Genomic DNA, 18,953 nt, shown 5'->3' with positions numbered 1-18,953 from the left:
CGGGGTGTCAGGCCGCCAGCGTCATCGTTGGCGACCATCGCGAGCAGGCTCGCTCCTACAGGGGGGGCCGTGTTTCTTAGTGGTGTTGAGCAATCGCATCAACGCGCTATGCTGCCTCGACTCCGCCACCGACCGAGACGCTGCCATGTCCGCTCCGAGCATGACCCTGTACCACAACTCCCTCTCCCCGTTCGTTCGTAAAGTCATGGTGCTGTTGCACGAAACCGGTCAACAGGACCGCGTGGCCCTGCAGAACTGCGTACTCACGCCAGTCGACCCGGACAAGGCCCTGATCGACGACAACCCCCTGAGCAAAATCCCCGCCCTGCGCCTGGCCGACGGCAACGTCATCCACGACAGCCGGGTGATCCTCGACTACCTCGACCACCAGCACGTCGGCAACCCGCTGATCCCCCGCGAAGGCTCCGCCCGCTGGCGTCGCCTGACCCTGGCCTCGATGGCCGACGGCATCATGGACGCCGCCGTCCTGACCCGCTACGAAGTCGCCCTGCGCGCCCCGGAAAAACACTGGGACGCCTGGCTCGACGGCCAACGCGACAAAATCCGCCGCACCCTGGCGCTGCTGGAAAAAGATGCGATCGCCGAGCTGACCTGCCATTTCGACGTGGCCGCGATCAGCGTGGCCTGTGCCTTGGGTTACCTGGATTTGCGCCACCCGGATCTGGAGTGGCGCGAGGCGAATCCGCACTTGGCGGCGTGGTATTTCGAAGTGAGCCAGCGGCCTTCGATGATTGCGACGATGCCGAAGGTTTGAATTGGCAAGGGCAAAAGACTAGCAGTTCTGATAGTAGGCAAAGGCTGGAAATACTCCGACACTGAAACCAGTTCTTTTGAGTTTGAGGTCGGGGATCAGCCAATGCCTACGCAATCTCGTAACACTATTTTGTTCGCAACGGATCAGAAAAATTCGGTGTTGAATGCTTTTGATCCGACCAGAAATCACGCCACTGCTTACACCCCGTACGGTGATAGCCCAACGGAAGATGAGCTGCAAAGCCAGCTTCGGTTTAATGCCGAACTTCGGGAGTCAATGACAGGCTGTTATCTGCTCGGCAATGGCTATCGAGTATACAGCCCCATATTGATGAGATTCTTAAATCCAGATAGCTGGAGTCCGTTTGGAAAAGGTGGTTTGAATGCGTATGCATATTGTGAAGGAGATTCGATAAATCGAGCGGATCCAACCGGTCACGCATACAACATGCTCAAAGGACTAGGCAATATATTCGGCAGAAAAAAATCCATTGTAACCACACACATAGAACATGCGACCCACGATATAAAAATCCTAGAAAAATCAATCATCAAAAACAAAAAACACCTATCGAAATTAGAACAACTTGAAAATTACTCTACAGACTTCATTGACAGACAAAACAAACATTATCTGGACAATCAAGCAGCTTCGGCAGACTTATCAAGTAATCCAGCCCTCCCTCCATCATACAACGCAGCCGCAGCCGTTAAACCGCCTTCATTCCAAGACGCTGAGGTGTTAGAAATGATCCAGCGCTTGCCAACTAATATAGACTCACTTCACAAAAAAGTCATAGACGAAATGAATCAACTCACCAAACTAAAGCAATTTAGAAAAACTTTAAAACGCGAAAAACATGACCCGAGCATTACTCTGTTTTTAATTCGAAGCCAATAAATCAGTCAGATCACAATGAAATACTAGCGAATACGGGAACAAATAATGGGACAGATTTATTTAGAATTTACAGAGAAATAAATCCGCTCTTTATTTTGGCTTTCTTCTACTTGCCCTTGCCCTTGCCCTTGCCCTTGCCCTTGCCCTTATTAGAGCGAGCCGGCGCTAGATAGAACCTCAGTCTATCAACGGGAAACAACACCGCAATCCGCATAGCCAACACCTCCCCTTCCCGCTGATCCTCCCGCAACCCCACCGACCGGCTCATTCCACCTCTCCCATATCAAACGCCAACGGCTTGGCCGCCTTCTGCCCAACCCCATACCAATCCAGCTTGCGCGTCAGCACCATGAACACACCCAGCAACCCGAACAGCAACAACGACCCCATCAACAACGCGTAATCCTCGGCACTCAACAAGCCATAAAGCAGCCCGTACAACGCCGCCAACCCCGCCGAAAAACTCAGGCCATGACACACGCTGCGCAGCACGTGGCAGACATAGAACCCGATCAACAACACACAGGCGCCCGCAGACAGCAAATACGCCAGGGCAAAGCCGATGTGTTCGGACAACGACAGCAACAGCAGATAGAACAACGCCAGCGCCACACCGACCAACGCGTATTGCACAGGATGTACCGCGAGGCTTTTCAGCACTTCGAAGAGGAAGAAACCGGCGAAGGTCAGGACGATGAACAGCAGTGCGTATTTGATCGCCCGGTCGCTTTTCAAATACTGGTCCACCGGGTCGATGAAGCTCACGCCGAAACTGCGGGCAGAAAATCCCTCGCAACTGCTACGGGATACGCAGCTGTTCAAGGCCTCTTGCAGGTTGGTGGAGAAGAACGAGGTCTGCCAATTGGCGCTGAAGCCCTGATCGGTGATTTCGCGCTGGGCCGGCAGGTAGTTACCGATGAAGCTGGGGTGCGGCCAGTTGGCGGCCAGCGAGACTTTGCTGGTCTTGCCCACCGGCAGGATCTGCAACTGGCCGGTGCCTTGCAGCTTCAGGTCGAAGCCGAAATCCAGTTCGGTGTTTTGCCTGGCGTCCAGGGCCGGCAGCGTCACGTGGACGCCCTCGCCCAGCCAGCCGACTTGACTGCCGGGAATGAAGTCCAGGCGCTGGCCGTTGAGTTCGAGTTTCAAGGCATTCTCGATGCCGCGAATGTCACTGATGCCAACCGCGAGGAAGGGCTGGTCAAATTGGTAATCGGCAAAGTCTTCCTTGATGCCCAGTTGTGCCGGCAGCGAGAAATGGCCGCTGATGCGGTTGTCGGCATGGAACAGCCGCGCCTGATAAATCCCCCGGGCGCGCAGTTCGGTCTGCACCTGGCCGTCGAGTTCGAAGCGCTCCGGCAGGAAGTACAACCGGCCGCGCTCTTCGCCGAGCTCCTGATAGCGCTGGCTGGTTTTTTCGTTGAGCTTCCAGGTGCGCGTCACTTTGCGATACGGCACCACCATCAGCGGGCCGCTCAATTGCTGGCTGTAGCTGGAGCTGCGAGCGATGTCTTCGAGCACGCCATCGCGCAGTTGCTGGCGGTCCTGGATCACACCGTTGATCATCAACAGCGGGATCAGCAACAGCAGAATCAGCAGGGCGATGGCCCCGAGTTTCAAGGTCAGATTTCGGTTCATGGGACTCTCCCTGTTTTGGATGGAGAGAGTCTGGGGTGGGTGTGTGGTGGCTTTATGGGGGGAATGTGGAGATTGTGTGGAGACTGAACGGGCCCCTTCGCGAGCAGGCTCGCTCCCACAGTTGATCTGTGATGTGCATGAGATCTGTATTCACAGGAGATCCATTGTGGGAGCGAGCCTGCTCGCGATTGGCCGCGACACGGTCCTAAGCCAGGCGCAACCTGACTTCCACGCCACCTTCAACATTGCCAATGCTCATCACCCCACCATGCAACTTGACCACTTCCTCGACAAAATTAAGCCCCAACCCGGTGCTTTTGCGCCCGCTCTCCGGTCGCGGCAGCGAGTAGAAACGCTCGCACAATCGCGGCAACGCGTAGTCGGGAATCGCCTCGGTCTGATTGAACAGTGCGAACTCGACCTGCTCGCCAATCCGCTCGGCGGTGAATCGCAACACGCCCCGGGCCGGGGTGAAATCCAGGGCATTCTCCAGCAGATTTGCCAAGGCTTGCCGCAGCAGGAACGGCTCACCGATCAACACCACGGTCGATGGAATCCTTTGTTCCACGCGCAGTTCCTTGCCCTGAATTCGCGCTGTTTGGGCATTGAGCAACTCATTCACCAACGCGGCCAATGGCACCTCTACGCGTTCCTCCAGCCCCTGGCGCTGTTCAACCTGCGCCAGGTTCAACAACCGCTCGATCAACTGCTGCATCCGCGCACTTTCGTGATCAATGTTGCCTACAAAGCGCTGCTGCTGAGCCAACGGCATTTCGCCTTGCAGCAACTCCGCCGCGCCGCGAATCGCCGCCAGCGGACTCTTCAATTCATGGGTCAGGGTGTGCACGTAACGCTCGACGTAGGCCTTGCCCTCCAGCTGCGTGCGCATCTGCTCCACCGCCGTCGCCAGTTGCTCCAGCTCACCACCGCGATAATGCGGCACCTCAACCCGGCGGCCCTCGCTCACCGCCTGCGCATAAACAGTCAATCGACGCAGTGCCCGGCTCAACCACCAAGACAGCAACGCCCCGAACAACAGACCCAGGCCAATCAACCCGGCGCCGTAGGCCAGCAGCCGACGTTCGGTTCGGTCCACGTATGGCTGCAGCGATGCGTTGGGCTTGGCCACGGTGACCACACCGATGATCTGCCCGTTATCGCGAATCGGCGCGCCGACATGCATCACCGATGAGTTGGCATCCGCTGGGTCGCTGCGGCTTGAGCGGGCGCCGTATTGGCCGCGCAGGGTCAGGTAAACGTCGTTCCAGCGCGAGTAATCCTGGCCCACCGCCACGCCGCTGGAATCGAGCACCACGATACCCTTGGCGTCGGTGACGTAGATGCGGTGGTTGACCTGATTCTTCGCCAGGCCCCAGATGTTCGCCGCCGGTTGTCGCTCGCCGTAGGCCTTGAGCAGTTCCGGCCAGCGGTTCTGGTTGAGGGTGCCGGCCTTGAAGTCGTCGCGCAGGATTTCCGCCATCAGGTTGGCGGTGTCGACCAGGGTTTCTTCGGTGGACTGGCGCACGCCGGGGCGGATCTCTTCCATCACGGTGTTGAGCACGAAATAGCCGGTCAGGCCAATGAACAGCACATAGACCAGGAAGATCCGGATTCCCAGCGGCATCAGCTGTGCCTCGGACTGTAGCTGTAGCCGAGGCCACGATGGGTCTGGATCGGCTCGGCGTCGGCCTTCACCAGCCGCAGTTTGGCGCGCAGGCTCTTGATGTGGCTGTCGATGCTGCGCTCGTACCCGGCGTCGGCTGCCACGCCCAGCGCATCGAGCAATTGCTCGCGGCTGAAGACGCGTTCGGGTTGTTCGAGCAGGCATTGCAGCAGGCGGAATTCGTGGCGGGTGAGGGTCAGCAGCTGACCGCGATAACTGATCTGTACCCGCTCACTGTCGATGCGAAACAGCGCTGGTTCCTGCTCCACCGTTGCCCGCGGCGCCATGCGCTTGAGAATCGCCCGAACCCGCGCCGACACTTCGCGAGGACTGAACGGCTTGACCACATAGTCGTCGGCACCGATCTCCAGCCCCACCACACGATCGATTTCACCGTCGCGAGCGCTGAGGAACATCACCGGCACTTCGCTAAAGCGCCGCAGCTGCTTGCAGGTTTCAAAACCGCTGATGTCCGGCAGGCCGATGTCGAGGATGATCAGATCCGCCGGCATCTGGCGCTGATGCTCAAGCGCGGCGGCGCCGAGGCTCAGCCACGTAGTGGTAAAGCCTTCGCCCTGCAAGGCAAAAATCAGCGTGTCGGCAATCGCCGCTTCGTCTTCGACAATCAGGATATGAGGCATGGCATCCGAGCCCGGCAGTGGAATGGGCGAACGGTGAACCAAGGGGGAATCGGCGTCAATTGGCAAGGATCAATCAGCGGTGTGGTCTGTAGGAGCTAGCAGTTCTGATAGTAGGCAGATGGCTAAAAAGGTCAGATGCTGAGAGGGCCCTGCTTCATGGACCTTGCTCGGAGTTCAGTTAATGTCTACGCGTTCACGCAAAACAATTCTGCTGGCAACCGACCTACAGAGCTCAGTGTTTAAGGCCATTGACGCAAATCGATTTGAGCCCACCACCTACACCCCCTATGGTCATCACCCACGGGATAATGGCTCGCTCAGCCAGCTTAGGTTCAGCGGCGAACTACCCGACCCGCTGACCGGGCATTATCATTTGGGGAAAGGGTATCGACAGTTCAATCCGGTGTTGATGCGGTTTAATAGCCCGGATAGTTGGAGTCCGTTCGGGAAAGGGGGCTTGAATGCCTATACGTATTGCGCGGGGAACCCTATCAACCAGAAAGACCCAACGGGACATTATCTTATAGCAGCCAAACTGTTTGATGACGTATTTCTAAATACTTATTTACTCATGAAAGATGCAAATCTCAGAAAAATTCATTTATCAGATGCACTCAATCACACCACGGCACTTTTCGGAGGAAAGGACAAAGTTAAAATACTTGCCAATGCGAAAAACACTACCCCCGAGGCGGTTGTTGCTAGCGCCCTTTCCAGACAAAACAAACCCATTCATTTAAACCCGATCGCCACTGGAGAAGATACTCTCCAATACCTACACAATGCTGACTCGCACCTCAGAACACTTTTAAATAACAGAAACATAAACCACGAACTGTTAAACCCAAAAAACCCCTACTACGCCCAGCTGAGCGAATACGACTTAAGAATTTTAAAGCTAAACCAACTAAACAATACCAAAGAATTAGAACGCTCCACTTCATACTTGTTAACACTTCGCATAGATGGAGCAAGTCAAACCGGAGGCTTCAATGCGAAAGATTTTGTGGAGGCTGCGATCAAGATCAGAGGAGAATAATTCACGCTGAGTGAGAGAGAGCCGAACGGAAAACTCTCTCATTGGGAATATAAGAATCGAGTACCCACAAAAGGCCCGACGAATTGGAATCAAACCGGTAATCAGCAATCGGGTTTGTCAGCCGTAAACCTTCTCGCCGGATTCACCGCCGCCCCAAACTCACGCAACGCCTTCGCCCCAATCAACAGCGGATAATTGAAGCTACTGCGATCGGTCAAATTCACCTCAACCGTGCGCTTGACGTCCCCCAGGCACAGCTCCAGATCAACCACCGGCCGCTTGGTCGGCGCCGCCACTTCTTCGTCCTCGTCCTCCTCGGAACGCGTCTTGATCTTGCTGATCCGCGCAATCTTGTGTTCGTAGACCTTGTTGCTCGCGTCCTTGGTCGCCAGGCGGAAACGCACCCAGTCTTCGCCATCGCGGGTGAAGGTTTCGATGTCCTTGGCCGAGAGCGACGCCGTCAGGGCGCCGGTGTCCATCTTGGCCTTGAGCACTTCACCGCCGATTTCCGGCAGGGCGATGTATTCGTAGCGCCCGTAGAGGGTGGGCTCGGCGGCCATGACCGGCAGGGCGATGAGGGACAGCAGTGCGAGGAGGGATTTCACTTGGTCGGGATCCTTGGGAGATGGGCAGCGCAATTTTAGACTGTTGTTGAATAGATCGTTCCCACGCTCTGCGTGGGAATGCAGCCAGGGACGCTCCGCGTCCCATCAGAAGCCGAACGCAGAGCGTCCGTTGAGGCATTCCCACGCAGAGCGTGGGAACGATCGATACCAGAAGATTAACGATCCGAAGGTGAAACATTCGTCACCCCCGATTTGGCCTGCCGCCCGAAGCCACTTATCATGGCGCGCCTAAACGTTTCCAAGAGTTTCCTATGCGCCGCCTGCTCACCGGCAGTTTCGTGACCCTGCTGCTTCTGCTCAACACCCTGACCCTGATCGGGCCGTTGATGGTATTCGCCCTGCTCAAACTGGTCCTGCCCGGCCGTTTGCGCGATTACGCCTCATGGGCGGTGATGTGGATCGCCGAGACTTGGTCGGAAATCGACAAGCTGATCTTCCGCCTGTGCATCCCCACCCAATGGGACATTCGTGGCGGTGACGACCTGCGTCGCGACACCTCGTATCTGGTGATCAGCAACCACCAATCCTGGGTCGATATCCCGGCGCTGATCCAGACACTCAACCGGCGCACGCCATTCTTCAAATTCTTCCTCAAGAAAGAACTGATCTGGGTACCGTTCCTGGGCCTGGCGTGGTGGGCGCTGGATTACCCGTTCATGAAGCGCTACAGCAAGGCGTTTCTGGCCAAACATCCGGAACTGGCGGGCAAGGACCTGGAAATCACCAAGCAGGCTTGCGAACTGTTCAAGCGCCAGCCGGTGACCGTGGTCAACTATCTGGAGGGCACCCGCTTCACCGAGGCCAAACGGCTTCAGCAGCAGTCACCCTTTACCCATTTGCTCAAGCCCAAGGCCGGCGGCGTAGCGTTCGTGCTGGCGGCGATGGGCGAACAGCTCGATGCCATCCTCGACGTGACGGTGGTGTATCCGCAGCAGAAGATCCCGGGGTTCTGGGATTTGCTCAGCGGCAACGTGCCGAGGATCATCATCGACATCCACACCCGCGAACTCGACCCGGCCCTGTGGCAGGGCGATTACGAAAACGATCCGGCGTTTCGTGAAACGGTCCAGAACTGGGTCAATCAGCTCTGGACCGAGAAGGACCGGCGCATCGACGCATTGCGCGCCGAAAGCCGCTGATCAACTGCCGGTGGCAATTGCAGAGCCGGTGCCCCAGATGCCGCCCAGGCTCTGCAGCAGCGAACCAGTGACGCCCTGTTGCCCTAGGTATTGCAGGATCACCGGGGCAAACAGGCCAACCATGCCGGTGTCCATGCCCAGGGTGCTGAAGGCATTGTTCAAATCGTCGGTGTCCTTGACGTTGCCCAATGCGTTATTCAGCCCGGCCGCCTGACCGGTGGCCCCGAGTAACCCGGCGAGGGCGCCAAGCTCTCCGCCACCGGACAAAATGTCGAGGCCCGGCACGCTTTTGGCCAGCTCCGAGTAGTCGGTCGAACTCAGCTGGTTCTTCGCCAAGCCGAGCATCGCCCCGGCACCGCCGATGGCTTGTTGCGGCGTCACGTTCAACTGGCTAAGCGCGCCCAGCAGGTCTGCGGTCTCCGAAGTCGGCGCAGCCTGCGTGGCTGCGTTCTCGCCTTTCATGCCGGAAATGGCATTGGCCGCATCGCTCAGGCTGAACTGGGCAAAGACCGGGCTGGCCGCCAGGGTCATGAGCGATGCCAGTGCAAAACCGCGGGAAAACTTCATCCAGACACCCTCAATGAAAACCGCCCGGAAATGGGCGGCGAAAAACTGTGCGTTGGACTGGCATGCCCGAACATTGTTCCCAACCACCCATCCCCTGTAGGAGCGAGCTTGCTCGCGATGGTGGCCAACGATAACGCGTACTACCTGAATCAACGTGTTGGCCTTACGTCCATCGCGAGCAGGCTCGCTCCTACAAGGGTCAGGGATCAGACACAGAAATAATTTCCGGACGCTGCATCCAGTCCGCCCCCACGCACGTATATCAATCACGGACAGACACTCCTGGCCGATTCCCCACCCGAGGATCACCCCCATGAAACGCACTTCGATCAAAACCCCGCTGATTGCCAGCCTGCTGACCCTGGCCCTTGGCGGCGCATTCGCCTTGAACACCGCGCAAGCAGCCACCATGAGCCACGACAACGTGACAGTCGGTGGCCAGGCCATGCTGCCGAGCAAGGATATCGTCGATAACGCGGTCAACTCCGCCGACCACACCACCCTGGTCGCCGCCGTGAAAGCCGCCGGGCTGGTCGATACCCTCAAGGGCAAAGGCCCGTTCACCGTGTTCGCACCGGTCAACTCAGCCTTCACCGCCCTCCCCGCCGGCACCGTCGATACGCTGCTGAAACCGGAAAACAAGGCCACCCTGAGCAAAATCCTCACCTACCACGTAGTCGCCGGCAAACTCGACATGACGACCCTGGCCGAGAAGATCAAGGCCGGTGGCGGCAAGGCCGAACTCACCACCGTCGCCGGCGGCAAGCTGTGGGCGATGATGAACGGCCCGCACAACATCACCATCAAAGATGAAAAAGGTGACGTCGCCGACATCACCACCTATGACGTGTACCAGTCCAACGGCGTGATACAGGTCATCGACAAAGTGCTGATGCCAAAGAGCTGAACCGCGCCGCCGACCCCGTGCATCGGGGTCGGCGGGTTTGCCGGGGTGCCTGACCGTGAATGGAACAACCCTGCGCCGTGAACTAACCTCAGCCCTCACACAACCCGCCTCGTGTGCCTGGAGAACCGTGACTCCCATCGCCGACGCCGATCAGCTGCGGCAGCTCCTGGCCCAGTGCTCGCTGGGCGACCGCCGCGCTTTCGAGACGCTTTATCGAAGCGTCGGCCCGCGCTTGCATGGTGTGGCCCTGCGCTTCATGGGGCGCGCGGACCTTGCCGAAGAAGTGCTGCAGGAAAGCTTCGTGCGCATCTGGAACAACGCCTCGCGCTATGAAGCGCACCTGTCGGCGCCCTTGACCTGGATGATCAACATCACCCGCCATCAAGCCATCGACCAGTTGCGCAAACACCGCGACCGGCCGCTGGGCGATCTTGAAGAACAGGCGCTGGTGGATGAAAGCCCCTCGGCGCACGACCAATTGAGCAGCGCCCGCGAAGCCAGCGCCTTGAACCGTTGCCTGGACAGCCTTGAAGGCATGCAGCGCCAGTCGATCACAGTCGCGTACTTTCAGGGACTGTCGTGCGCTGAACTTGCCGAATACTTGGCGGCGCCCTTGGGTTCAGTGAAGTCCTGGATCCGCCGCGGCATGGAGCGCCTGCGCAGGTGCCTTGAATCATGAACTATCAAACCCCGACCCTGCGCCGCACCCTCGCCGCCGACTACGCCATCGGGCTGATGCCCCCTTCTGCGCGCCGACGTTTCGAACAGCTGTTGCTGGAGGACGCCGCGCTGCGTGTGGAACTGGCGCAATGGCAGGAAAGCCTCGCGAGCCTGACCGATGCGCTCCCCGAGCAACCCGTGCCGGAGCGGGTCTGGCAAGGCATTACGGCACGCATCGAGCCGCAGGAACTGCATGTGCCGCGCAAGCGCCCGTTCTGGAACTGGCTGCGCGTGACAGTCGCAGTGTGCTCGGTGGTAATCGCCGTGACCCTGGGCGTGATCTACAACCGCGACACCGCCCGCTACAGCGCCACCCTGATCAGCGCCGACGCGCAGCCGGCGTTGCGGGTTCAGGCCCACGAGAATTACCTGCAAATCGAGCCGCTGACATTGGCAGCCATCGAGCCGGGACAGAGCCTGGAACTGTGGGCGATTCCAGTGGGCGGCAAACCCATTTCCCTCGGCGTGATTCCGGTGGGAGGCAAAGGCAAGGTTGAACTGAGCGATACGCAGAAAGCGCTGATCGGCAAACCGATTGCGCTGGCGGTCAGCCTTGAACCCAAGGGTGGCTCGCCGACCGGGCAGCCGACGGGGCCGGTTCTTTATCAAGGTGCATTGGCGGCGTTGTGACCCTATCAGTTCTGCTAGTAGGCAGTTTCGGCTGATTGCGCCAGAGTAACTTCTGAATCGATGGAGTTATCCGGGAGTCCGGCCAATGCTACGTCAAAGCATGAATCTGCTCCGCAGCTATCGGTATGACCCACTGGATCGACTGGTTGCATACGAAACTTCGGGGCAGGCAAGCACCCAGCGCTTTTACCTGAGAGACCGCCTTGCCACCGAGATTCAAGGCACGGTGCAGCATTCGATCATGCAGCACGGCGATCAACTGCTCGCGCAGCAACAGCGCCAAGGCAGCGCGGCGGCGCAAACATCCTTGCTCGCCACCGATCAACAGCGTTCGGTGCTGACCTTGCTCGACGCCAAGCAGCCCCATGCTTTCGTCTACATGCCCTATGGTCACTGCCTTACTGGAGGCCGCTTGCTCAGCCTGCTCGGGTTCAACGGCGAACGAGCGGATCCAGTGACGGGGTGGTATTTGTTGGGGAATGGGCATCATCGACCATTCAATCCAGTGTTGATGCGGTTTAACTGCCCGGACAGTTGGAGTCCGTTTGGGGATGGTGGGTTGAATACCTATGCGTATTGTGGGGGAGACCCGATAAATAGAAACGACCGCACCGGTCATGCATTTGTTTTTTCACTTCAGAAATTGAAGTTCTGGAAGTCATCACAGACGATTGCAAGGAAAAGCACCAAGCCTGCAACAGCAGATTGGCTTAAAGGTAGCTATAGAAAAACGGAAGAATTTAATGTAGGCCCAATGTTCTCGCGTACGCAATTCGGAAAAAATCGCCAACCTAAAAATATCGACGACGCAGCAAGCCCGCCCCCTTCTTATTCCCCTTCCCCCCCTACACCGCCGCACAAGCCTGGTCGTAATACATCGGCCAGCCGAGAGATAATCGCAAGTCACCGAAGAGTGATAGAGCGGTTTGGAGACTCGCTTCAAATTTCAACAAACACGAATTACTCAGAACTTACCGAGATCGCCATCGACGTGTTAAATCAACGTTCTTTGAACATTGGAACAAACCCAAGCCCTGCCTCTCCTCGCCCACGACCCAGAGATTCAAGAAATAACATCCATGAAAAATTGAACATTGAAATCCGAGAAGCCTGATATGTAAAAAGGGCGACACTAAGTCGCCCTTTTCCTTGCTTGCCCCCTTACGCCGCACTAAACAACTTATGCGGATCAATCACAAACTTCTTCGGCACGCCCGCATCGAACTCGCCGTAACCTTCCGGCGCCTGATCCAGGCTAATCACCTGCACGCCCACCACTTCGGCAATGTTGATGCGATCCCACATGATCGCCTGCATCAGTTGGCGGTTGTACTTCATCACCGGGGTCTGGCCGGTGTGGAAGCTGTGGGATTTGGCCCAGCCCAGGCCGAAACGGATGCTCAGGCTGCCCATTTTCGCGGCGGCGTCCACGGCGCCCGGGTCTTCAGTGACGTAGAGGCCAGGGATACCGATTTTGCCGGCAACCCGTACCACGCCCATCAGCGAGTTGAGTACGGTGGCCGGGGCTTCGTGTTTCACGCCGTCGTGACCGTGGCCGCGGGCTTCGAAGCCTACGGCGTCGATGGCGCAATCCACTTCCGGTTCACCCAGCAGCGCGGCGATTTGCTCGTGCAGCGGGGTGTCGAGGGACAGGTCGGCGACTTCGAAGCCCTGGGCCTTGGCGTGGGCCAGGCGCACGGTGTTGACGTCACCGACGATTACCACTGCCGCGCCCAGCAGGCGAGCGGAAGCGGCAGCCGCCAGGCCGACCGGGCCGGCACCGGCGATGTACACGGTGCTGCCTGGGCCAACGCCCGCAGTCACAGCGCCGTGGTAACCGGTCGGCAGGATGTCGGAGAGGCAGGTCAGGTCGCGGATTTTTTCCATCGCGCGATCGCGATCAGGCAGTTTCAGCAGGTTGAAGTCGGCGTACGGCACCATGGCGTATTCAGCCTGGCCACCGGTCCAATCACCCATGTCGACATAGCCGTAGGCGCCGCCCGGACGTGCCGGGTTAACGCTCAGGCACACGCCGGTGTGCATTTCCTTGCAGGAACGGCAGCGCCCGCAAGCCACGTTGAACGGTACGGAAACCAGGTCGCCGATCTGTAGATTTTCGACGTCGCGGCCTTTCTCGATCACTTCACCGGTGATCTCGTGGCCCAGGACCAGACCGGTTTGAGCGGTGGTACGGCCGCGCACCATGTGCTGGTCGGAACCACAGATGTTGGTGGAAACCACGCGCAGAATGACCGCGTGCTCAATCTTTCTGCCGCGCGGGTCCTGCATTTTCGGATAGTCGATTTTCTGTACTTCGACCTTGCCAGCGCCGAGATACACCACACCACGATTGCCAGACATGCTTTCACCTCGCTGTTGTTTTTATGGATCCGCGTTGCCCAGGCAGGCAGCGCGTTAAGTGCTCGGGTACAGATGCTGTTTCTTGTCTTGTGTTGCCTGTAAGGGCCTCATCGCTGGCAAGCCAGCTCCCACAGGTTTTGTGTCGTTCACAAATTTTGTGTTCATCCCGCCCCCTGTGGGAGCGGGCTTGCCCGCGATGGCGATCTAGAGAACGACCGTACGATTGGCGTTCAGGAACACCCTTCTCTCAATGTGATAACCCACGGCCCGCGCCAGGGTCAGGCCTTCGATATCCCGCCCCTTGGCGATCAGGTCTTCGGGGTAATGACTGTGATCCACCACCTCGACGCCCTGGGCAATGATCGGCCCTTCGTCGAGGTCGTTGTTGATGTAATGCGCCGTCGCACCGACCAGTTTCACGCCCTTGTTGTAGGCCTGGTGGTAAGGCTTGGCGCCTTTGAAACCCGGCAGCAGGGAGTGGTGGATATTGATGGCCTTGCCATCGAGTTTGCGGCACAGCTCCGGCGACAGAACCTGCATGTAGCGGGCAAGGATCACCAGTTCGGCGCCGGCCTCTTCGATCACCTGCAACACCTGGCGCTCCTGGGACGGTTTGTCGTTCGGGTCCAGGGGGAAGTGGTAGTAGGGAATCTGGTGCCAATCGGCCAGCGGCTTGAGGTCCGGGTGGTTGGACACCACCGCTGCCACGTCCATCGACAACTGGCCGATGCGCTGGCGATAGAGCAAGTCGTTGAGGCAGTGATCGGCCTTGGACACCATGATCACCACTTTCGGCCGATAGTGCGGCGGGGTCAGCTCGAAGACCATGCCGAAGGCTTCGCCGCGCTCGGCCAGGCCTGCGCGGAATGACTGCTCGTCGAAGCCGTCAGGCTGGCGAAACTCCACACGAATGAAGAAACGGCCCGAGAGCCGATCGTCGAAGGAGTGGTGTTCGGTGACGTAGCAGCCCTGCTCGAACAGAAAGCGGGTCACCGCGTCCACGGTGCCGAGTACGCTGGGGCAGTCGGCGGTCAGGATCCATGTGTCTGGGGCGCGGCTCATAGTGTTTTCCTCTGATCGTTCCCACGCTCTGCGTGGGAACGCCGCCATGGACGCTCTGCGTCCGCTCTTGGGACGCGGAGCGCCTCTTTTTAGGGACGCAGAGCGTCCCGGGATGCATTCCCACGCAGAGCGTGGGAACGATCAGCTTTATGCCTGAACGCTAAGGCCGTACTCAGCCGAAGCATCCTGCAGCCACAACCACCAGTAATCCGAGAAGCTGCGACGGATCAGCAGTTCCCAGGTGTCTTCGGCGGTGTGGCGGATCATCAGTTGCGACTTGGCGAACACCGTGCCGACGGCCTTGCCCACCGGGAAGTTGTTGGGGTGCACGTCGTAGCTGGTGGACTTCATCAGTACCTGGCGCACGTTCGGGCCGCTCAGTTCGAGGATCTGCTGGCCACCGCTGACGTTGACGATCTGGATGTGCAGGTCGCCCAGCGCTTCGCGCAGTTTTTTCTCGGCGGCGAATTCTTCGCCGGTCGGGACGATCAGCAGCCACTCGTCCGGGCCCATCCATTGCAGGCTGGTTTCACCCTTGACGATCACGGTCAGTGCGCTTGGCAATTCGATGCCCAGCGCCTTGTGCACGCCGGCGGCGAACGCGGCGTCATGGCCATCGCCACGGATGGTCAGGTGGCCGAGGAGTTTTTTCTCGCGCACGGTCACGCCGGCGCTCTTGCGACCCTTGCCCACCAGGCTGGCGAGGTCGGCGTGATGCAGCGACGACTCGGCCTTGGCGCCGTTGGTTGGGCGTTGTTGGTAAACATTGGCTGCGGTCATAAAGCACCTGTTCTGAATTCTGTTGGTTCCGGCCCTTGTGGTGGCAGCCCCGCCGCCATCGCGAGCAGGCTCGCTCCTACAAGGGTTACCCGATCTCCTGTGGGAGCGAGCCTGCTCGCGAAAGCGGCAGCAGGCTCACCACAGGATCCAAGGCCATTAAACGTTCTGGCGCTCGCCCTTCGGATCGAAGAACACCGAAGAAACGATTTCCGCCTCGATCACGCTGCCGTCCGCCAGTGGCGCAAACACACGCTCACCCATGCGGTTCAGGCCGCCCTTGACCACGCCCATGGCAAACGAATAGCCCAGGGAGTTGTGCAGGTAGCTGGAGGTCACGTGACCGACCATGGTCATCGGGATCGCCTGCTTGGTGTTGAACACCAGTTGCGCACCTTCCGGCAGCCATACATTCGGGTCGATCGGCTTGAGGCCCACCAGCTGCTTGCGCTGATCACGCACGCAGTCTTCGCGGTTCATGCCACGCCAGCCGATCCACGAGAACGGTTTGGTGCGACCGACACACCAGCCCATGTTCAGGTCGTCCGGGGTCATCGAACTGTCAGTGTCCTGGCCGACGATGATGAAGCCCTTCTCGGCCCGCAGCACGTGCATGGTTTCGGTGCCATACGGCGTCAGGTTGTACTTCTTGCCGGCGTCGACGATTTTTTCCAGCACGCCCATCGCATAGTCGGCCTGCACGTTGACTTCGTACGACAGCTCACCGGTAAACGAGATCCGGAACACCCGCGCCGGCACGCCGCCAACCTCGCCTTCCTTCCAGGTCATGAACGGGAAGGCTTCGTTACTCAGGTCGATGTCGGTGACTTCGCTGAGCAGCTTGCGGCTGTTCGGCCCGGACAGGGTCATGGTTGCCCAGTGATCCGTCACGGAAGTGAAGTACACCTTCATGTCCGGCCATTCGGTCTGGTGGTACAGCTCCAGCCATTGCAGTACGCGGGCCGCGCCACCGGTGGTGGTGGTCATGACGAAATGGTTGTCGGCCAGGCATGCAGTCACGCCGTCGTCGAACACCATGCCGTCTTCTTTGCACATCAGGCCGTAACGCGCCTTGCCCACGTCGAGCTTGGTCCAGGCGTTGGTGTACACGCGGTTGAGGAACTCGCGCGCATCCGGGCCCTGGATGTCGATCTTGCCCAGGGTCGAGGCGTCCAGCAGGCCGACGCTGTCGCGCACTGCCTTGCATTCGCGCTTGACCGCGGCGTGCATGTCTTCACCGGATTTCGGGAAGTACCACGGACGTTTCCACTGGCCGACGTCTTCGAACTCGGCGCCGTTTTTCAGGTGCCATTGATGCAGGGCGGTGTAGCGCACTGGTTCGAAGATGTGCCCACAGTGACGGCCGGCCACGGCGCCGAAGGTAATCGGCGTGTAGTTCGGACGGAACATGGTGGTGCCCATCTGCGGGATGGTCACGTTCAGCGAACGGGCGGCAATGGCCAGGCCGTTGACGTTACCCAGCTTGCCCTGATCGGTACCGAAGCCCAGCGCGGTGTAGCGCTTGACGTGTTCGACCGACTCGAAGCCCTCGCGGGTCGCCAGTTCGATGGCGGCGGCGGTGACGTCGTTTTGCAGGTCGACGAATTGCTTCGGCGCCCGTGCGGTGTTCTTTTCATGGGGCACCTGGAACAGCGCCAGGGTCGGCTCTTCCAGACGGGCCAGGGCTTTGGGCAAGGTCGCTTCGACCGCACCGAAACCGGCTTCGCTGGCTGCGCGCACGCCGCCTTCAAAACCATCGGCCAGGGAATCGCCAAGGCCGTAGACGCCGTTGATGCCACCGACGCACACGCGTTTCTGCGGTGCTTCGCCCGGTACGAAACCGAGGATGTCTTCACGCCAGATCGGCTTGCCACCCAGGTGCGAAGCCAGGTGAACCACCGGGCTGTAGCCGCCGGAGCTGGCGATGATGTCGCACTCGAGCCATTCGCCTGGGCTTGTGACCTTGTGGCCTTTCACATCGATCGCGGCAACGCGGGCAGCGGTGACGTGCTTGCTGCCACGGGCCTCGATCACGGCGCTGCCGGTGAGGATACGAATGCCCTTGGCGCGCGCTTCTTCCACCAGCGCACCGCGAGGGTTGCTGCGGGCGTCGGCGATGGCCACCACTTGCAGGCTGGCATCGAGCCAATCCAGGGCCACGCGGTAGGCGTGATCGTTGTTGGTCGACAGCACCAGCTTCTTGCCCGGTGCCACGCCATAGCGGCGAACGTAGGTCGAAACAGCGCCGGCGAGCATGTTGCCCGGCACGTCGTTGTTGCCGTAGACCAGTGGACGCTCGTGAGCGCCGGTCGCCAGCACCACACGCTTGGCACGCACGCGGTGGATGCGCTGACGCACCTGGCCAATCGGTGCGCGGTCGCCGAGGTGATCGGTCAGGCGCTCGTGAATGGTCAGGAAGTTATGGTCGTGGTAGCCGTTGACCGTGGCGCGCGGCAACAGCAGCACGTCCGGGGTGTTCTTCAGCTCGGCGATGACGCTGGCAACCCACTCCATGGCAGGTTTGCCGTCGAGGCTCTCGCGGGAGTCGAGCAGGCTGCCGCCGAACTCTTCCTGCTCATCGGCGAGGATCACACGGGCACCGCTGCGCGCAGCGGCCAGTGCAGCTGCTAGGCCGGCAGGGCCGGCGCCGACGATCAGCACGTCGCAGTGCTGGTTCATGTAGTCGTAGGTGTCCGGATCGTTCTCGGTCGGCGAACGGCCAAGACCTGCGGCCTTACGAATGTACTTCTCGTAGGTCATCCAGAACGATTGCGGGTACATGAAGGTTTTGTAGTAGAAGCCCGGTGGCATCAGCTTGCCGCCGACCTTACCGAGAATCCCCATCATGTCGTTGTTCACGCTCGGCCAGCCGTTGGTGCTGGTGGCGACCAGGCCCTGGTACAGCGCTTGTTGCGTGGCACGTACGTTCGGGATTTGCGTGGCTTCGGTGGCGCCGATCTGCAGCACCGCGTTCGGCTCTTCTGCACCGGCGGCGAAGATGCCGCGCGGACGGGAGTACTTGAAGCTGCGACCGATGATGTCGACGCCGTTGGCCAGCAGTGCAGCGGCCAGCGAGTCGCCTTCGAAGCCTTTGTAGCTCTGGCCGTTGAAGGTGAAGCTGAGAACTTTGTTGCGGTCGATCCGTCCGCCGTTGGACAGGCGATTGATCTGGCTCATACCTTCTCTCCCAGAGCCGTGCTGGCCGCTTTCGGGCTATCGGTCTTGTCGGTGAATTGTGGCTTGGTGCCGATCTTGTAGGTTTCGAGAATCTCGTAGGTCACGGTGTCGCGGGTGACGTTGAAGTACTGACGGCAACCGGCAACGTGGTCCCACAGCTCGTGGTGCAGGCCGCGAGGGTTATCGCGGAAGAACATGTAGTCGCCCCACTCCTCGTCGGTGCAGCTGTTCGGGTCCAGTGGACGCGGGATGTGCGCCTGGCCGGATGCGTGGAATTCCTCTTCGGAGCGCAGTTCGCCGCAGTGAGGACAGAAGATATGCAACATGGGGATTT

The 18,953-nt window shown here is 59.3% G+C and carries 18 protein-coding genes; 8 read left to right on the top strand and 10 right to left on the bottom strand.

The window, feature by feature from the left end:
- Positions 1–145: 145 nt before the first annotated feature.
- Complete coding sequence (locus ABTV29_RS02215; RefSeq protein WP_433768670.1) at positions 146–775, top strand: glutathione S-transferase; 630 nt, start codon at positions 146–148, stop codon at positions 773–775.
- Positions 776–877: 102 nt separating this feature from the next.
- Entirely contained in the window at positions 878–1,675 is a 798-nt protein-coding gene (locus tag ABTV29_RS02210; protein WP_433768669.1) for an RHS repeat-associated core domain-containing protein, read from the top strand.
- 264 nt (positions 1,676–1,939) lie between these two features.
- On the opposite strand, the gene creD is transcribed toward ABTV29_RS02210, so the two are convergent.
- The 3 genes from creD to creB form a co-directional block, all read right to left on the bottom strand.
- Positions 1,940–3,310: a cell envelope integrity protein CreD gene (gene creD, locus ABTV29_RS02205; protein WP_433768668.1), complete on the bottom strand. Its 1,371-nt coding sequence runs from the start codon at positions 3,308–3,310 to the stop codon at positions 1,940–1,942.
- Between the two features lie 205 nt (positions 3,311–3,515).
- Positions 3,516–4,934 carry a two-component system sensor histidine kinase CreC gene (gene creC, locus ABTV29_RS02200; RefSeq protein ID WP_433768666.1) on the bottom strand — a complete coding sequence of 473 codons (1,419 nt, stop codon included), beginning with the start codon at positions 4,932–4,934 and terminating at the stop codon, positions 3,516–3,518.
- Positions 4,934–5,614: a two-component system response regulator CreB gene (gene creB / locus ABTV29_RS02195; RefSeq protein ID WP_433768665.1), complete on the bottom strand. Its 681-nt coding sequence runs from the start codon at positions 5,612–5,614 to the stop codon at positions 4,934–4,936. The genes creC and creB overlap by 1 nt, the downstream gene beginning before the upstream one ends.
- Before the next feature lie 181 nt (positions 5,615–5,795).
- Here creB and ABTV29_RS02190 point away from each other — a divergent pair, with 181 nt between their 5' ends.
- Positions 5,796–6,653 (top strand): RHS repeat-associated core domain-containing protein, encoded by an 858-nt coding sequence (locus ABTV29_RS02190; protein WP_433768664.1) that lies wholly within the window; start codon positions 5,796–5,798, stop codon positions 6,651–6,653.
- Positions 6,654–6,754: 101 nt separating this feature from the next.
- Here ABTV29_RS02190 and ABTV29_RS02185 read toward each other — a convergent pair whose 3' ends face one another.
- Positions 6,755–7,258 carry an ATP-dependent zinc protease family protein gene (locus ABTV29_RS02185; RefSeq protein WP_433768663.1) on the bottom strand — a complete coding sequence of 168 codons (504 nt, stop codon included), beginning with the start codon at positions 7,256–7,258 and terminating at the stop codon, positions 6,755–6,757.
- Positions 7,259–7,530: 272 nt separating this feature from the next.
- Here ABTV29_RS02185 and ABTV29_RS02180 point away from each other — a divergent pair, with 272 nt between their 5' ends.
- The gene (locus ABTV29_RS02180) at positions 7,531–8,418 is read left to right on the top strand and encodes an acyltransferase (RefSeq protein WP_433768662.1); all 888 of its coding nucleotides are present in this window, start codon (positions 7,531–7,533) and stop codon (positions 8,416–8,418) included.
- On the opposite strand, the gene ABTV29_RS02175 is transcribed toward ABTV29_RS02180, so the two are convergent.
- Positions 8,419–8,985 (bottom strand): DUF2780 domain-containing protein, encoded by a 567-nt coding sequence (locus ABTV29_RS02175; protein WP_433768661.1) that lies wholly within the window; start codon positions 8,983–8,985, stop codon positions 8,419–8,421.
- Positions 8,986–9,298: 313 nt separating this feature from the next.
- Here ABTV29_RS02175 and ABTV29_RS02170 point away from each other — a divergent pair, with 313 nt between their 5' ends.
- The 4 genes from ABTV29_RS02170 (at position 9,299) to ABTV29_RS02155 (ending at position 12,356) form a co-directional block, all read left to right on the top strand.
- Positions 9,299–9,892, top strand: a complete 594-nt coding sequence (locus ABTV29_RS02170; protein WP_433768660.1) for a fasciclin domain-containing protein — start codon at positions 9,299–9,301, stop codon at positions 9,890–9,892.
- A 55-nt stretch (positions 9,893–9,947) separates the two neighbouring features.
- Positions 9,948–10,571: a sigma-70 family RNA polymerase sigma factor gene (locus ABTV29_RS02165; RefSeq protein ID WP_433768659.1), complete on the top strand. Its 624-nt coding sequence runs from the start codon at positions 9,948–9,950 to the stop codon at positions 10,569–10,571.
- Complete coding sequence (locus ABTV29_RS02160; protein ID WP_433768658.1) at positions 10,568–11,242, top strand: anti-sigma factor; 675 nt, start codon at positions 10,568–10,570, stop codon at positions 11,240–11,242. Before ABTV29_RS02165 ends, ABTV29_RS02160 begins: the two co-directional genes overlap by 4 nt.
- 85 nt (positions 11,243–11,327) lie before the next feature.
- Positions 11,328–12,356: an RHS repeat-associated core domain-containing protein gene (locus ABTV29_RS02155; protein ID WP_433768656.1), complete on the top strand. Its 1,029-nt coding sequence runs from the start codon at positions 11,328–11,330 to the stop codon at positions 12,354–12,356.
- A gap of 47 nt (positions 12,357–12,403) precedes the next feature.
- Here the strand turns inward: ABTV29_RS02155 and fdhA are convergent, their stop codons facing one another.
- From fdhA to ABTV29_RS02130, 5 genes are all read right to left on the bottom strand, one after another.
- A complete protein-coding gene (gene fdhA / locus ABTV29_RS02150) occupies positions 12,404–13,603 on the bottom strand; it encodes a formaldehyde dehydrogenase, glutathione-independent (protein WP_433768655.1) in 1,200 nt (399 codons plus the stop codon).
- A gap of 204 nt (positions 13,604–13,807) precedes the next feature.
- Positions 13,808–14,665: a formyltetrahydrofolate deformylase gene (purU, locus tag ABTV29_RS02145; protein ID WP_433768654.1), complete on the bottom strand. Its 858-nt coding sequence runs from the start codon at positions 14,663–14,665 to the stop codon at positions 13,808–13,810.
- Positions 14,666–14,812: 147 nt separating this feature from the next.
- Positions 14,813–15,445, bottom strand: coding sequence for a sarcosine oxidase subunit gamma (locus ABTV29_RS02140; protein ID WP_433768653.1), 633 nt, complete (start codon positions 15,443–15,445; stop codon positions 14,813–14,815).
- A gap of 156 nt (positions 15,446–15,601) precedes the next feature.
- On the bottom strand, positions 15,602–18,619 hold the full coding sequence (locus ABTV29_RS02135; protein ID WP_433768652.1) for a sarcosine oxidase subunit alpha: 3,018 nt from the start codon (positions 18,617–18,619) through the stop codon (positions 15,602–15,604).
- A complete protein-coding gene (locus ABTV29_RS02130) occupies positions 18,616–18,945 on the bottom strand; it encodes a sarcosine oxidase subunit delta (protein ID WP_007980417.1) in 330 nt (109 codons plus the stop codon). The genes ABTV29_RS02135 and ABTV29_RS02130 overlap by 4 nt, the downstream gene beginning before the upstream one ends.
- Positions 18,946–18,953 lie beyond the last annotated feature (8 nt).

The organism is Pseudomonas putida (genome assembly GCF_050989985.1).
Lineage (GTDB): Bacteria > Pseudomonadota > Gammaproteobacteria > Pseudomonadales > Pseudomonadaceae > Aquipseudomonas > Aquipseudomonas putida_AI.
Note: the sequence above shows the minus strand (reverse complement) of the source record. Positions and strands in the feature narration are given on the sequence as shown.